18 protein-coding genes are annotated in these 15474 nt (G+C 49.8%); 7 read left to right on the forward strand and 11 right to left on the reverse strand.

Annotated elements, in window-relative coordinates; genetic code table 11:
- Nucleotides 1-91: 91 nt before the first annotated feature.
- Both HMPREF2954_RS01880 and HMPREF2954_RS01885 read right to left on the reverse strand, forming a co-directional pair.
- Nucleotides 92-574 (reverse strand): OsmC family protein, encoded by a 483-nt coding sequence (locus tag HMPREF2954_RS01880; protein ID WP_045072486.1) that lies wholly within the window; start codon nucleotides 572-574, stop codon nucleotides 92-94.
- Nucleotides 575-642: 68 nt separating this feature from the next.
- Nucleotides 643-870 (reverse strand): hypothetical protein, encoded by a 228-nt coding sequence (locus HMPREF2954_RS01885; protein WP_045072485.1) that lies wholly within the window; start codon nucleotides 868-870, stop codon nucleotides 643-645.
- A 132-nt stretch (nucleotides 871-1002) separates the two neighbouring features.
- Between HMPREF2954_RS01885 and HMPREF2954_RS01890 the strand changes: the two genes are divergently transcribed.
- Together HMPREF2954_RS01890 and HMPREF2954_RS01895 are read left to right on the forward strand one after the other, a co-directional pair.
- Nucleotides 1003-1347 carry a hypothetical protein gene (locus HMPREF2954_RS01890; RefSeq protein WP_070688976.1) on the forward strand — a complete coding sequence of 115 codons (345 nt, stop codon included), beginning with the start codon at nucleotides 1003-1005 and terminating at the stop codon, nucleotides 1345-1347.
- Between the two features lie 159 nt (nucleotides 1348-1506).
- Nucleotides 1507-1932 (forward strand): PepSY domain-containing protein, encoded by a 426-nt coding sequence (locus HMPREF2954_RS01895; RefSeq protein ID WP_009312449.1) that lies wholly within the window; start codon nucleotides 1507-1509, stop codon nucleotides 1930-1932.
- A gap of 122 nt (nucleotides 1933-2054) precedes the next feature.
- Here HMPREF2954_RS01895 and HMPREF2954_RS01900 read toward each other — a convergent pair whose 3' ends face one another.
- The 5 genes from HMPREF2954_RS01900 to HMPREF2954_RS01920 form a co-directional block, all read right to left on the reverse strand.
- The gene (locus tag HMPREF2954_RS01900) at nucleotides 2055-2582 is read right to left on the reverse strand and encodes a hypothetical protein (RefSeq protein WP_045072483.1); all 528 of its coding nucleotides are present in this window, start codon (nucleotides 2580-2582) and stop codon (nucleotides 2055-2057) included.
- A 114-nt stretch (nucleotides 2583-2696) separates the two neighbouring features.
- Nucleotides 2697-3359 carry a PspA/IM30 family protein gene (locus tag HMPREF2954_RS01905; protein WP_045072481.1) on the reverse strand — a complete coding sequence of 221 codons (663 nt, stop codon included), beginning with the start codon at nucleotides 3357-3359 and terminating at the stop codon, nucleotides 2697-2699.
- 42 nt (nucleotides 3360-3401) lie between these two features.
- Nucleotides 3402-4193 (reverse strand): hypothetical protein, encoded by a 792-nt coding sequence (locus tag HMPREF2954_RS01910; protein WP_231574601.1) that lies wholly within the window; start codon nucleotides 4191-4193, stop codon nucleotides 3402-3404.
- A gap of 123 nt (nucleotides 4194-4316) precedes the next feature.
- Complete coding sequence (locus HMPREF2954_RS01915) at nucleotides 4317-4883, reverse strand: hypothetical protein (RefSeq protein WP_045072477.1); 567 nt, start codon at nucleotides 4881-4883, stop codon at nucleotides 4317-4319.
- A gap of 26 nt (nucleotides 4884-4909) precedes the next feature.
- On the reverse strand, nucleotides 4910-5410 hold the full coding sequence (locus HMPREF2954_RS01920; protein ID WP_045072476.1) for a hypothetical protein: 501 nt from the start codon (nucleotides 5408-5410) through the stop codon (nucleotides 4910-4912).
- 190 nt (nucleotides 5411-5600) lie between these two features.
- On the opposite strand from HMPREF2954_RS01920, the gene tldD reads away from it, so the two are divergent.
- The 4 genes from tldD (at nucleotide 5601) to HMPREF2954_RS01940 (ending at nucleotide 11216) form a co-directional block, all read left to right on the forward strand.
- Complete coding sequence (gene tldD, locus HMPREF2954_RS01925) at nucleotides 5601-7097, forward strand: metalloprotease TldD (RefSeq protein ID WP_197067771.1); 1497 nt, start codon at nucleotides 5601-5603, stop codon at nucleotides 7095-7097.
- A gap of 164 nt (nucleotides 7098-7261) precedes the next feature.
- Complete coding sequence (locus HMPREF2954_RS01930) at nucleotides 7262-9532, forward strand: Tex family protein (RefSeq protein WP_070688977.1); 2271 nt, start codon at nucleotides 7262-7264, stop codon at nucleotides 9530-9532.
- 145 nt (nucleotides 9533-9677) lie between these two features.
- On the forward strand, nucleotides 9678-10745 hold the full coding sequence (locus HMPREF2954_RS01935) for a Fic family protein (RefSeq protein WP_045072474.1): 1068 nt from the start codon (nucleotides 9678-9680) through the stop codon (nucleotides 10743-10745).
- Between the two features lie 129 nt (nucleotides 10746-10874).
- Nucleotides 10875-11216 (forward strand): hypothetical protein, encoded by a 342-nt coding sequence (locus tag HMPREF2954_RS01940; RefSeq protein ID WP_045072473.1) that lies wholly within the window; start codon nucleotides 10875-10877, stop codon nucleotides 11214-11216.
- A 53-nt stretch (nucleotides 11217-11269) separates the two neighbouring features.
- Here HMPREF2954_RS01940 and HMPREF2954_RS01945 read toward each other — a convergent pair whose 3' ends face one another.
- The 4 genes from HMPREF2954_RS01945 to HMPREF2954_RS01960 form a co-directional block, all read right to left on the reverse strand.
- Nucleotides 11270-12112, reverse strand: coding sequence for a class II glutamine amidotransferase (locus HMPREF2954_RS01945; protein WP_045072472.1), 843 nt, complete (start codon nucleotides 12110-12112; stop codon nucleotides 11270-11272).
- A 192-nt stretch (nucleotides 12113-12304) separates the two neighbouring features.
- A complete protein-coding gene (locus HMPREF2954_RS01950) occupies nucleotides 12305-12973 on the reverse strand; it encodes a hypothetical protein (protein ID WP_039408245.1) in 669 nt (222 codons plus the stop codon).
- 332 nt (nucleotides 12974-13305) lie between these two features.
- A complete protein-coding gene (erpA, locus tag HMPREF2954_RS01955; RefSeq protein WP_003680162.1) occupies nucleotides 13306-13644 on the reverse strand; it encodes an iron-sulfur cluster insertion protein ErpA in 339 nt (112 codons plus the stop codon).
- A gap of 208 nt (nucleotides 13645-13852) precedes the next feature.
- Nucleotides 13853-14545: a S24 family peptidase gene (locus HMPREF2954_RS01960; RefSeq protein WP_039408255.1), complete on the reverse strand. Its 693-nt coding sequence runs from the start codon at nucleotides 14543-14545 to the stop codon at nucleotides 13853-13855.
- A gap of 294 nt (nucleotides 14546-14839) precedes the next feature.
- Between HMPREF2954_RS01960 and HMPREF2954_RS01965 the strand changes: the two genes are divergently transcribed.
- Nucleotides 14840-15118 carry a hypothetical protein gene (locus HMPREF2954_RS01965; protein WP_039408258.1) on the forward strand — a complete coding sequence of 93 codons (279 nt, stop codon included), beginning with the start codon at nucleotides 14840-14842 and terminating at the stop codon, nucleotides 15116-15118.
- Nucleotides 15119-15474: the final 356 nt, after the last annotated feature.

Raw genomic sequence — 15474 nt, forward strand, 5'->3', positions numbered from 1 at the left:
GTCTGGATTCCCGCCTGCGCGGGAATGACGGCATTAGGTATGCCTTATTTGAATTTGACCTATCCGTGCATCCCAAACAGACATTCGGTTTTCAGACGACCTCTCCGCTCTCAATTTCGGCGCGGCATTCAATCGGAAAGTTGACCGAGTTGGCGATGAAACACAGGCGGTGCGCTTCGTGATGCAATTCCAAAGCCTTGGAGCGGTCGTTTCCTGCGGCGATGGTAACGCGCGGCTTCAGTACGGCGGAGACGAAACGCCCCGCGCTCCCATTCCCGCCTTCGTCCATCACCGCTTCGGCATGATCGGTGTAGGCGGTAACGCAGATGCCCGCGTCGGCACACAGGTGCAGGTACCATAGTTTGTGGCAGGCAGAAACGGCGGCCAACAGCATTTCTTCGGGGTTCCAGCGGCCCGCATCGCCGCGGAAGGCCGGGTCGGCGGAACCGTGCAGGTCGGGCTTGCCCTCGGCGGAAACGGTAAAATTGCGCAAATAAGCGGTGTAGGACGAAGTGCCTTCGCCGAGATTGCCCGTCCATGTTGTCGCGGTGCGGTAGGTGTGTTTTTTGCTCATTTTGACATTCCTTTCAATTATTTACTGTTCGCAGCAATAAAGACGGTATCCGCCTTGAAACGCCGACTCTAGTTGAGCCAGGCATAAGCCGATGCGCCCGCCGCCAAACTGATGCCCAGCCACAGCAGGATTTTGGTTTCCGCCCATACGTCATCCCAATACCGCCCCCGCAGTGCGCTGATGATTTCGGGGGTGAAACAGAATTTTACGCATTCAAGGAATTCATCCCAATCCTCAAACAGCAGGACATAAAGTACTGCGGCGGTTATCAAGGCAATCAAAACAGCAAAAATCATGGGATTATCCCTATCCGTTTTCAGACGGCCTGTGCGTACCGTAAAGAAAGGTCGTCTGAAAACGCTCCTAACTTTTCCCTAAGTCCTGCGTGTTTAAATGTCTATACCGACAACAGACGCAAAGGGAACGAAATGAAACATTCTCAGTCGCAATATACAAAACTGTCCAAACCGCTTTTGAAAAAATTGCTGCTTCCTGTCGCCGCTGTTTGCGCCATTTTTCTTGCAGCAGAAGGTTTCGACCTTTACGAAGACTACGCCCAATACCGCATGGAGACAGACCCTGCGTTCGCGCAACACCACGACCGCGCTTTGTCCATCCTGCATAACAGAGGCTACAAAGTCCACGATTCCGACACCGACCTCTATTGGGCAAGACCCGTTTTGGAATTTGAGGCCTACAAAGGCAGCTTGGAATACAAAATCGTGATGTCTTATCCCGATTTGAACATTCTCGTAGAACGCGTCGATTTATAGTGGATTAACTTTAAACCAGTACGGCGTTGCCTCGCCTTGCCGTACTATCTGTACTGTCTGCGGTTTCGTCGTCTTGTCCTGATTTAAATTTAATCCACTATATAATCCGCTTCCGAATATTCTTGATTTGACTTACCCCACGTCCCGAAAGGATACGACATGAAAAAACTCTTACCGGTATTACTCTTAGGCAGCATCGCACTGACCGCTTGTGCCGCCCCTTATCCTTACGACTATTACGATGACGACTATCGTACCGACCGCTACGAGCAGCGTTATGACCGTTACGACGACCGCTATGAGCGCGATTACGACCGTAATGACGACTACCGTTACCGCGACGGCAAGTATTACGATGACGACTACATCGAACACCAAATTTACAGCGATCCGTCTTTCGAGCAAAAACGCGCACAAGTGATGCGGATTCTCGAACGACGCGGCTACCAAGTTCACGAAATCGAAGCCGACGACCGCCGCGGCCGCCCCGTATTGAAAGCCGAAGCCTTCAAAAACGGACGCGAATACGATATCGTTTTCTCATGGCCGGATTTACGCATCATCAGCGAACGCATCGACTACTGATTCGTTCCGCCACACGCCGCAAGGACAAGCTCCGCGCGGCGTTTTTCTTTTCAGACGACCTTTCTGACAAAGGAGGTTGTCTGAAAACTTATTTCCCCGCCTTCAATTATTACATCTGTATTTTAGTGTACCTTTGGCAGACGGTTTACGGCAAAGTGCCATTCATCGTCTCCCATAATGCCGAGAAATCCGAAGTCTTGCAGATTCAAGCGATCAGCAAGTTCTGCCCGTAAGTTATCAAACTCCGCAGGAGGAGGCTTTGGAACACTGCGCCACGTCATCGGGACATCGGAAATTTCTTGCACAATAAGCACAGGATGGCAGACATTTTTCGGAATCAGCGCAATCCTCAGGCAAAAGTTAGTTTGTCCACAACGGCAGAATGCAGATGCAACACCTTTAAATTCGCCAAGAGTAAGGGAATATGGTTTTTTACCGACAAAAATTTGTCCGTCAGTATGAAAAATGATCGAAATCCCCCTATTCTGACGCCATAAGAAATACAACATCAGAAGCAGTACGATAGCGGACAAAACATAAAACCAGTTTGGAGGATTGAAAACCGCTAATACAAACAGAAGAATGCTGCCTGCCGCTGCCACAGGGCGAAACAGGGAATGCTTCCGAATTAGGACAAAGGGTTTGTGCATAAATAATACCGTTCCCATTTACAATTTAACGAAGCATTTCCGTATCAACCTGTAGTAACCTTCATCGTACCGTTTTCAGACGACCCTTTCTGATAAAGAAGGTCGTCTGAAAACTTATTTTCCAGCCTTCAGTGCCGCCAATCGTTCGGCAATACGGTTGTTGCGGCTCAAGTCTTCTAACTCCTTCAATTTTGCCAACTGCGCCGCATCGGTGCTGCTGTGTACCGCGTTCTGACGTCCCATCACGCGGTCGAAAGCGTTGCCGCTTTTTTCGGCATCACGGGCGATGCGGTTGAGGTCGCTGCCGCCTGCCGCTTTGCCTGCGCCCGCGCTTTGCTGCGCGGCACGCCAGTCTTGCAACTGCTGCTGCATCTCGCGTTTTTTCGCCTGCAAGGCGGCGATAAAGCCCTCAAGTTCTTTTTCCTGCGCGGCGCAATCGGCGATGGTGTTTTCCAAAACAGGCAGACGCGCTTCGATGTCCATCTGTTCGGCGATGCCCGCTTCGGCAAGGTCGTCGCGCCCAGCGGCTACGGCGGCTTGCAGGTTGGCATCGATGGCTTCGTGGCGGTTGCTTTCATCCGCCATTTTCTTGGCGGCAAGATGTTTCTGCGCCAACACTTTGCCCAATTCGGCACGCACTTCGTCCACCGCCCGCTCGATTTCGCGGATGCTCTCGTTCATTGCCGCCTCAGGCGCAAGGTTTTCCGCCGCATCAATCAGGGCATGAAAACCGCCGCTCACCAGACGGCCCACTCTGCGGGATAGGGTTTCGCTCATTTGGATTTTCCTTTCTTTATGAAATCATGAGAAATATTGTGTTTAGCCGGCATCCGATTGTGCCAACCAGTCGTAACATTGCTCCCATGACAATGTTTCGTTTTCGTCTTCTTTCCCTTCCAGCAGGGCTTGTTCTAAAGCTCGTCTGAATGTGGCGCGGGTATCCGGGCGGGTAAACCAAGCCGACAGTCGGGCGGCGAATTGCGTTCTATTCGGACAATGCTCGGGCAGATAGCAGACTTTGTACCAATCCGGCTCGTCGCTTCCATACGGAATTTCTAAGTACAAGTCGACAAATTCGCGTAAAGCTGCCGTTTTATCCGCCTGTTCCGTCCACACTGCCAGCAGTTCGTCGACAACATCCAATCCGGCAAATTGAAACATATTCAGCCAAACGACCAAGCAGCCTTCGTAGCGGGGCGCAGTCAGTTGCGAGTCAAACCAAGCGACGGCGAAACGCTTTAACCAATCGATTTCTTCTTTTGTCCAGCATTCGGGAAAATGGCAACACAACTTATCGAGCAACGTTTCATCAAGTGATCGGACATCTTCCTCGTTGACCAAAGCCTGCAAAATACGCGGCAGAAAATGTTTCATGTCTAAAGCCGTCGCAGTTCCTTTGTCCAAAGGCACGCTGCCCAAATACGCCTGCAACATATCGGTAGGAATCTCGCGTAACGGATATTCCAACAACGCCTGTTGGAAATCTTCGGGAGAGCAGCTGTTGCAAGTGCAGATATTCAGCGGGAAGCGCACGCTGTAAGGTGCAAATAATTCGTATGCTTCTGCTATCCATTTTTCCATCTTGTTGCCTCTGTCTTTGATGTCCGACATGAATGTTTAGGAATGAGAGGGAAGCGGATTTCAGACGACCTCAAACCTTCCTCGCCTGCTGCACAATCAAGGCATGAAAATCGCCACTCACTAAACAACCCAATCTGCGAGATAGGGTTTCGCTCATTTGGATTTTCCTTTTAATTTTTCTTTTCGATAAAACACATACAAACTGCCGCAAGCAGCCAGATACATGCCATAACAAACCAGGCGGTCAAGCCAAGGCTCAAGCCGCTTATCTCTCAATGCAACAGCCAATTGTTCCGGCGGTACAACCAACACTTGATGTCTGCCATCCTCTACATATTCTATCTGCTGTATCACCAAACCCTGTGGCGTGTCTCGATAGCTTAACGGCGTATAGAAGCGGAAGCCTTCAATGCTGATGATTTTTTCCGGACGGTGGTTATCGAAAAACTTGAGTCCTTGCCCGTCAACAAACCGAGCAGTATTCACGGAATAATGCTTCCCACCATACTCCAGTGCAGCAAAGGGAGGGCGTTTGGGTGGAATATATTGAATATCGCCACTCAGGTGCACAGCTTCTTCACGTACAGGCTGGAACAGACTTAGTGCCATCGTACTGCCCGCTAAAACCAGCGGTACACTTAGCATTATCACGGCGGCAATCAAATCTGTTTTGCTTATTTTGGGTATCATGCGCCCACTTTTCTCGCTGCCGTACTCCATTTTTCAGTCAGCCCTTCCTTCACACCTCAAACCTCGCCCGCCTGCTGCACAATCTTCGCCAGTTTCAAAGTGTTTTCAAGCTGTTGCAACACGGTATCGTCGTATGCCGCACCTTTGCCGGTTACGGCGAGCTGCAAGATGCTGTCGGTGAGGCGGACGATGCGCCACATCAGTTCGCGTTCGTATTTTTTCAAACTTTCGAGGTCAGCTTCTTCGGGCAGGTCGGCGGCAAGCGTCGCGCCCAAGTCGGGCAACTGCTCAAACAAGCGCGCGACGATATGCGAATGCGCCCCCGCCTGCTTTTCCGCGTGCAATACATCATGTTTCGCCGCTTGGAAAAACTGCTCCTGCGCCGTCAGCGCGGAACCGTAATCGTGCGTCTGCGTATGCGCCAAACGCGCCTGCTTGAGCAGCTCGCGGATTTTTTCAGACGGCGTATTCGCGCCTTCGATTTTTAATTCGGCAATAAAATCAGCGTCTTCCTGAGTAATTCTCACGCTGACGGGGATACGGTTTGTCGCATTCATATTCGTTTGATTTGTTTTGTATTCATTTGAATACAAATGTACAGCATGAAATGACAAGATGCAATGTTTAAAACAGTTTAATTATGTAAATACCGGTCCATCTGAGAAATCATCCCTATCCGCCCCTTGTTTTCAGACGATCCTAACCCCTTATAAATACAAACAATCGACATATCCAAAGCCATAACAAATGCCGTATAATCAAGCCCCAAGTTTCCCCAGCCTTGAAGGTCGTCTGAAAACCATGCACTCAACTTACGCTACCGTACAGCGCGATTTGCTCGAAGCCAATCACCTTTCCCCTGAGCTGCTCGCCAAAAGCCTGAGCATCATCGGCGCGCATCACGTCGATTACGCCGACATCTACTGCCAGCGCACTGCTTTTGAAAGCTGGCATTTGGAAGAGGGCATCGTCAAATCGGGCAGCTTCCAAATTGATCAGGGGGTGGGCGTGCGCGCTGTTTCGGGCGAAAAAACCGCTTTTGCCTATGCGGACAGTTTGTGTATCGATTCGATCAACCGTTCCGCCCAAGCCGTCCGCGTCATCGGCGCGGCAGGCGGCGAAGCTTCTGTCAAAGTGCCGTCCGCCGCATACGGCAAATCCGTCCATGCGGTGCTGAATCCCATTATCGGTCTCGATTCTGCCGCCAAAGTTGCCTTATTGAACAAAGTGGAAACGCTTGCCAAAGCCGCCGATCCGCGCATCGTGCAAGTGATGGCGGGGCTGACTTGCGAATACGACATGATTTACATCGCCCGCCTCGACGGCAGGCACGCCGCCGACATCCGTCCGATGGTGCGCCTGAACGTTACCGTCATCGCCAAACAGGGCGACCGGCGCGAACAGGGCAGCGCGGGCGGCGGCGGTCGCTACGACTTGGCTTATTTTGATGAAACTTTGGTGCGGCAGTTTGTCGATTCCGCCGTCAAACAAGCCCTGATTAATCTCGAATCCCGCCCTGCACCCGCAGGCGAAATGACCGTTGTCTTGGGCAACGGCTGGCCGGGCGTGTTGCTGCATGAAGCCGTCGGACACGGTTTGGAAGGCGATTTCAACCGCAAAGAAACCAGTGTCTTTTCAGGCAGAATCGGCGAGCGCGTTGCCACCAAAGGCGTTACCGTCGTTGATCAGGGTGACATTGCCGACAGACGCGGTTCGCTCAATATCGACGATGAAGGCAACGAAACACGCCGCACCGTATTGATTGAAGACGGCATCTTGGTCGGCTATATGCAGGACGAAACCAACGCCCGCCTGATGGGTACGCAACCCACCGGCAACGGCCGCCGCGAAAGCTACGCCTCCGCCCCTATGCCGCGCATGACCAATACCTTTATGGAAAACGGCGGCTACGAACCCGACGAAATCATCGCGTCCATCGATAAAGGCATTTACGCCGTCAATTTCGGCGGCGGACAGGTGGACATCACCAGCGGCAAATTCGTCTTCAGCGCATCCGAAGCGTGGTGGGTCGAAGGCGGCAAACTGCAATATCCTGTCAAAGGCGCAACCATCATCGGCAACGGCCCTGAAGTGTTGAAACACGTCTCCATGATAGGCAACGATACTGCGTTGGACAGCGGTGTCGGCGTGTGTGGCAAAGACGGACAGAGCGTTCCTGTCGGTGTCGGACAACCGACCTTGCGGATTGATTCGGGACTGACCGTCGGCGGTAGTGAGATTTAAGGCAAGTAAAAATAAAACGTCGTCTGAAAACTGTATTTGGGGTTTTCAGACGACGTTTTGTTTTCAGAAGGTTCAGGACTAAGCTTCATATTCAAAACACAATCTTCGCCTCCGCCCTCCTCTCCCATTGATATAATAATTACTTTTTCAGACGACCTATCCCCATGAACATCACCCAAATCCTCTCCCAAGAACTCTCCGCCACCGCCGCGCAAATCACCGCCGCTGTCGAGCTTTTGGACGACGGCGCGACTGTGCCATTTATCGCCCGTTACCGCAAGGAAGCCACAGGGGGGCTGGACGATACGCAGCTGCGCCAGCTTGCCGAGCGGCTGCAATACCTGCGCGAGTTGGAAGAGCGCAAAGCCGTTGTTTTAAAAAGCATTGAAGAGCAAGGCAAGCTTTCAGACGACCTCAGGGCGCAAATCGAAGCCGCCGATAACAAAACCGCGCTGGAAGACCTGTATCTGCCCTACAAGCCCAAACGCCGCACCAAAGCGCAAATCGCGCGCGAACACGGTTTGCAGCCGCTGGCGGACGTGTTGCTTGCCGAACAGCCGCAGGACGTGGAAGCCGCCGCGCAGGGCTACCTGAACGAAAACGTCCCCGACACCAAAGCCGCATTGGACGGCGCGCGCGCGATTCTGATGGAGCAGTTTGCCGAAGACGCGGAACTCATCGGCATGCTGCGCGACAAGCTGTGGAACGAAGCCGAAATCCACGCGCAAGTCGTTGAAGGTAAAGAAACCGAAGGCGAAAAATTCAGCGATTATTTCGACCACCGCGAACCCGTCCGCGCCATGCCCAGCCACCGCGCGCTGGCGGTTTTGCGCGGCCGCAACGAAGGCGTGTTGAACATCGCGCTCAAATACCAGCCCGACGACACGCCGATTACGCAGCAAAGCGAATACGAGCAAATCATCGCCCGCCGCTTCAAGGTTTCAGACGGCCACAAATGGCTGCGCGACACCGTGCGCCTGACTTGGCGCGCGAAAATCTTTTTATCGCTGGAACTCGAAGCCTTAGGTCGTCTGAAAGAAGCCGCCGACACCGACGCGATTACCGTGTTTGCCCGCAATCTCAAAGACTTGCTGCTCGTCGCGCCCGCCGGACGGCTGACCACTTTGGGTCTCGACCCCGGCTACCGCAACGGCGTCAAATGCGCCGTAGTGGACGACACGGGCAAGCTGCTGGATACCGTCATCGTCTATTTGCATCAAGAAAACAATATGTTGGCAACGCTGTCGCGCCTGATTAAACAACACGGCGTGAAACTCATCGCCATCGGCAACGGTACCGCCAGCCGCGAAACCGACAAAATTGCGGGTGAACTGGTGCGCGGAATGCCGGAAATGGGGCTGCACAAAATCGTCGTGTCCGAAGCCGGCGCGTCGATTTATTCCGCGTCCGAATTGGCGGCGCGCGAGTTCCCCGACTTGGACGTTTCCCTGCGCGGCGCAGTATCCATCGCCCGCAGGCTGCAAGACCCGCTTGCCGAGCTGGTGAAAATCGACCCCAAATCCATCGGCGTGGGCCAATATCAGCACGACGTGAACCAAAGCCAGCTCGCCAAATCGCTGGACGCGGTGGTCGAAGACTGCGTGAACGCCGTCGGCGTGGACGTGAATACCGCTTCCGCCCCGCTCTTGGCGCGGATTTCCGGTTTAAATCAAACCCTTGCCCAAAACATTGTCGCCTACCGCGATGAAAACGGCGCATTCGACAGCCGCAAAAAATTGCTGAAAGTGCCGCGTTTGGGCGAAAAAACCTTCGAGCAGGCGGCGGGCTTTTTGCGGATTAACGGCGGCAAAGAACCTCTGGACGCGAGCGCCGTCCACCCCGAAGCCTATCCCGTCGTCGCCAAAATGCTGGCGCAACAAGGCATTACCGCCGCCGAACTCATCGGCAACCGCGAGCGCGTGAAGCAAATCAAAGCGTCCGACTTCACCGACGAACGCTTCGGCCTGCCGACCATTCTGGACATCCTGTCCGAGCTGGAAAAACCCGGCCGTGACCCGCGCGGCGAGTTTCAGACGGCCTCATTCGCCGAAGGCATCCACGAAATCAGCGACTTGCAAGTCGGCATGATACTCGAAGGCGTGGTTTCCAACGTCGCCAACTTCGGCGCATTCGTGGACATCGGCGTCCATCAGGACGGCTTGGTGCACATCTCCGCCCTGTCCAATAAATTCGTCCAAGACCCGCGCGAAGTGGTGAAAGCCGGCGACGTGGTGAAAGTGAAAGTGCTGGAAGTCGATGCCGCCAGAAAACGGATTGCGCTGACCATGCGGCTGGATGACGAAGCCGGCGCAACCAAAGGCAACAGGCCGTCTGAAAGCAAACACTCCGAACGCCGCGACCGCAAACCCCAACGCAACGACCGCGCCCCGACCAATTCGGCGATGGCGGATGCGTTTGCGAAGTTGAAGCGGTAACAGTAGTCTGAAGTGCTATTTAAAGTAAAACCGTTTTGAAACAAATAAATAAAATTAAATTGTAAAAAAAATCCCGTTTTTTTATCATATCGAAGCGATATAGCAAAAAAACGGGATTTTTTTATCATTTAACCGAAACCCTAAAATGTACTCAATCGAACAATTTCCTCCCGAAATAGATTTCGAAACAGTCGCCATCTTGAAAAAACTGGCTTCCGCCCATCGTTATCTGGCCGAATTAAAAGGCATCTGCCGCAGTATTCCCAACCAAGGCATTCTGATTAACACGCTGTCTTTGCAGGAAGCCAAAGACAGTTCCGAAATCGAAAATATCATTACCACCCATGACGAACTGTTCCGTGCAGGAATATCGGCAAGCCCGTCTAGCCCTGCCATCAAAGAAGTGCAGAATTATGCTTCAGCACTGCATTGCGGCTTCGGCCTTATCCAAAAACACGGAATGCTGACTAACAATCATATTTTGACGATACAGGCCGAGTTGGAAAAGAACCATGCCGGATTCCGCAAACAGTCGGGGACGATGCTGAAAAACGACCGTACCGACGAAACCGTTTATACGCCGCCGCAACATACGGACGACATCATTCGCCTGATGAGCAGATTGGAAGCATTTATCAACGACGACAACACAGAAAAACCTATCGATCCGCTTATCCGCATGGCACTGCTCCACCACCAGTTTGAAAGTATCCACCCGTTTTACGACGGCAACGGCAGAACAGGCAGGATTATCAATGTGCTGTATCTGGTTTTAACCGGATTGCTGGATATTCCCGTCTTATACCTCAGCCGCTATCTGGTGCGGAACAAAAGCGAATATTACCGCCTGTTGCAACACGTACGCGATACGGGCGAATGGGAAGGTTGGCTGCTGTATATGCTGGAAGCCGTGGAACAAACCGCCAAGGACGGCATCGATACCGTGCAGCACATCCATCAGGCGATGCTGGACTACAAACACCGCATCAGGGAAAACTTCAACTTCTACAGCCAAGACCTGATTAACCACCTGTTCAATCATCCCTACACAAAAATCGATTTCCTGATGAAAACGCTGAAAGTTTCCCGCCCCAGTGCCGCCAAATACCTGGACGAACTGACAGAAGGCGGATTCCTGCACAAAGAAAAGATAGGCAGAAGCAACTACTATATCAATATCGCGCTGATGAATATTTTATTACCAACTGATTGATAACATTTGAAACTTACCCAATATCGAATCAATATATTGCTTACCTGACGCCCAATGGCTTATCGATACGAACAGGCGTATAGTTTGAGATATTGCAAACCCATCATCACCACCCAAGGAGTCCAAACTATGAAACCTGTTTTGTTTGCCGCACTGATTTCCTGTTTTTCCGTTGCTGCCTATGCGGCTTGCGCCGACAGCCAGCAGCAGTGTGTGATTTATAAAAACGGCAATGTGGCGACTGAAGGCGGCTGTTCGGTCAACAAGTGTCAGAATGCCGATGCGCAGGTGTTGAAGTGGAAGCTGAAAAACGGTAAAGGCGTAACCGTGGAAATCGGGAAAAACGGCAAAGTTTTGGTGAACAAAAAACCGGGAGCGAAGGCGAACAACAGTAACGCGGCAGGCATGGGCTTGACGTGTTATGCCGCCGATGCGGACAAGCGTGAGCAGTTCTGCTCGACCAATTATTGATACGACCAGCATGAAAAAGGTCGTCTGAACATTTTTCAGACGACCTTTCATATTTATACGGACACGCCGACTGCGCGGGCAATTGCCAACCCCTCTTCCGCGCTCATGTAAACAGGGCTTTCAGGGCGGTCGCTGCGGACAATATCGCCGTCTCGGAACATGACTAATTCATCAACAGCTAATTGCGACCAAGTTTCGTCTCGGGTCAAGGGCAATGTGGCAATAACGGAGACTTTGTCATTCGGGGTGGTAACTGCGGAAAAATCAATCATCACGTCATCATCCAAAAGCCGTGCCTTGCCGAAAGGAGCTTTACGCACGATATAGTGCAGCAGCGTACTGGCATGGGCAAACAGGCAGTCTCCGTTGGACATCACAAAATTGAACAATCCGAAGCGGCGAATTTCGTGAGTTAGCGCAGCAACGGCATCAAACAAAGTATCGGAATCAGGTTTCTCAGCAAAGCGGCTGCGAAGCCGGTTGAGGATATAACAAAATGCACGTTCGGAGTCGGTCGTACCGACAGCATGGTAATACTCGCCTTGTTCCGAATAAAAATCAATCAAATGCCCATTATGCGCAAAGAGCCAATATTCGCCCCACATTTCGCGCATAAAAGGATGGGTATTGGCCAAAGAGGTCTGCCCTTGCGAGGCTTTACGGATGTGGGCAATGACGTTTTCAGATTTAATTTGATAGGCGCGAACCAGGTCGGCAACCGGGGAATTTGCGCTGGGCTTGTCATCGTGGAACAAGCGTACACCTTTCCCTTCAAAGAAACCGATACCGAATCCATCTGCATGATGGTCGGTAATACCGCCGCGGCGGCGGAAGCCTTCAAAGGAAAACATAATGTCCGTTGGGGTATTACAATTCATGCCGAGCAGTTGGCACATGATTTTGACCTTTATTGCTTTAATAGGAATGGAACAATCGGATTATGGTACATTGGACAGTCCGTTTCAATAGACACGATACAGCATCCTCATAAAATCAATATAACTCTTCATAGCAGGACATCCCAATAATAAAAACCGGATTTCAAAATGAAATCCGGCCTACGATATATTCAAATTTAAAAGCATTCATCAAAGATATTTGGCTGCCAAATATCCTGCCGCTACCAAGCCGAACATAGCCAACACACCCAAAACAGAAACTAGAACAATCATATTGCGCTTGGAAGTAAGGGCTTCCAGTCTAGGATCCTGCCCCAACTCCTGCCGCAATTTGCTTTCAAGTTCGGCACGGATTTCTTTCCGCATCAACTTTTCTTCCCGCTCTTTTTCAAGTTGCAATTTGTGAGCGATTTCAGCTTGTTTTTTATGCTCAAACGCCACCTTTTCCTGCCACTCAATACGTTTACGCTGGATGATTTGCTCGGTTGCACTGGCAAAATGGAAATGGCAGACGGCACATTCCTCTGCTGCCACATCCTCCGTAATCGTCATACAAACGGGACATTGCTTTAAAGACGCTTCCTCGTTTTTACCTTCGTCCTCACTTACCTGCAACTCCATGGACTGACGCACAATAACATCAAGCCCCAAGTAGTTGAAATACTGCTGCGCATTCTCGCGCTCATCCTGCGTACAATTCTCGGCAATAATCGCTTGCGGACGTTCAGAAAGTGCCTGAACCAAATCTTCTGCTTCTTTTTCCGGCAAGTTATCATATAGGCATGCATTGATACGCTCATGATCAACATCTGGCGGATAAGAAACATAAACATCGTAAAGTTTGTCAGAGTTTTTCATTGTTATCCTAGAACAAACCGAACTTTTAATCCCATTCACGGAAACCGGCTTGATTTTGCTTATACCATGATACACGGCAGCGATCCGTCAACCTATCATCTGACTTAGACACTACTCCCGAAACTTCCTAAATTACCCAACTATCTGATAATTAGCTTTGGGTATGCAACCTATCGGCACCAAGCCGAATGTAAATCAAATAACAGATAGTACATGAGTAAATATTCCCAAAGGGAATTATAGATTATAAGACAGATGATTTTTATTGGAAAGCAATTACAAACGAAAGGCCGTTTGTATAAACAAACGGCCTTTTTTTATCTACATATGGTTCAAACTGAGAAGGATGAACCACAACCGCAAGTCGTTTCCGCATTCGGATTACGAATAACAAATTGCGATCCTTGCAAACTTTCAGTGTAATCAATTTCCGCACCAACCAAATATTGGTAGCTCATCGGGTCCACCAAGAAAGTCAGGCCGTTTTTCTGAATTTCAAAATCGTCATCATTTTTGATTTCATCAAAAGTAAAACCATACTGGAATCCCGAACAACCTCCGCCATTAACAAACACGCGTAATTTCAAATCGGGATTGTTTTCTTCTGCAATCAAATCGGCAACCTTGGTACAGCAGCTATCAGTGAAAATAATTGGACTTTCGTCTGACATGATGTGTTTCCTTTTATATGAATATTTTCGATATTGTCCTGCAAACCTTAACCTAAAGCAAGTCTGCCCTCAGATTGACCGGCATCAAGAGTTGCAGCTTCACGGACTTCTCCATGCAAGATGGAGTCCACTTCTATATTTATCAATAGAGATAAAAACCATAAACCACTACTTAACAAGTCGTCTGAAAATACAAGGACTACACCATTCAAATATTTCGCCCGAACCACTCGACACGCCCGATAATGGCAACATCGTCAGTCAAATTATTCAAATCAATTTCAAAAGTCGGATAAGCCTCATTGGCGGAAATCACATTCACCACCCCGCCTGGCATCAGCTGTAATCGTTTTACCAACAAATTCTCATTAAGCCTCAAAACGTACAGCCCATCCTTCGGCGCAGTCTCAGCATGATTGATTAAAATAGTATCCCCATCATTCAAAACCCCTTCCATAGAATCCCCCTTGACCGAAATAACGGAAAGGTTTTTAGTATCACGGGTAACATAATTTTCTACCCAATACCGACGGAATGCCATGGTAAAAACAGGTTTTTCATCACCTACTAACCGCCCATGTCCGGCGGCAGCCTGAATATCATAACGCGGAACAAAGACAAACTCGTCGATATCAACCGGATTACCCAATGTATCATAAGCAACTGCAGTAGAAGACGGAACTTGCACATTAGGGAACGGACTCCCCTCCCCAGTCAACAGCCAGTCAATACTGCAACCTTTCAGTTGTTTGATTTTTTTTAGAGTTTCCGATTTCGGCAAACCGCCTTCGTTCCAAATCCTACTAAATCCCGCAATGGTCATATCAATGTCTGCGGCAATTTTGGCTTGGCGCGCTTCGTCTTTCCACAAAAACACCAATCTGTCTTTAAATGTATCCATATCGATCCTCAGGCTGAAATGCGCCTCCTACAATGAAGCACTTGTGGGTTTATTTTACCTTAGTTTTATTAAAAATGTAAGAAAAATATTAGTTGAATTAAGAAAAAGTATTGCATTTTTTGTTTTTGCTTAGTATGATTCTTCTAACGCTTCAAACAAACCAGGCCTTCCTCAGCCATAATCAGGTAAAACATGGCATATATTACGATGATTGTAATCAGATTTTCATGAAGCAAAGGCTGTTTGACACAAGCAAGTAAGAAAAATCTTAGTTTCATTTGATTGGAGGATATAATGACCCGTTACCGTAAAAATGCATGGCTCGCCGTTACTGCCTTCGTTTTAGGATTTTTGGCATTCCCTTACAGTTATTCAGAAGCCCATCAATCTTCCGAACAACATCTCTCTGCCGAGATGTGCGACCGCCTTAGCGGAATGGCCTCCGACAAAATGGACGGTATCCAATTATCCGTCGCCCAAGAATGCGATACACTCGAAGCCTCACACGATTGGGAACAACAATACGGCGGGTTGAACGAACACGAGATAATTGCAGGCATTGTGTACGAATAACTGCTGCATTTCCGGAACTGTGCAGTTTTATAGAATGCCGATACCTACTTTTTCAAACCAAAGCTTTTCAGACGACCTTCTATGTCGTCTGAAAATACTTTCTCCGACCCAACTAGGCATTTATATCCAACGTACAGGCATGAGGCTAACAAACCGGTTGGATCCGTACTGAAATATTGACCACTACTGTATATTTAAGGGTCGTCTGAAAATTTTCAGGCGACCCTTAATGTCTAAAATTCAATAAACTTCCCGCCAATGCCCAATCAAAACTCAGTACAAACTGCCCTTCTCTAACAGAAACCCCATTTTTATAGTGGATTAAATTTAAATCAGGACAAGGCGACGAAGCCGCA

Origin of the sequence: Neisseria sp. HMSC067H09 (genome assembly GCF_001814135.1) — a bacterium.
Lineage (GTDB): Bacteria > Pseudomonadota > Gammaproteobacteria > Burkholderiales > Neisseriaceae > Neisseria.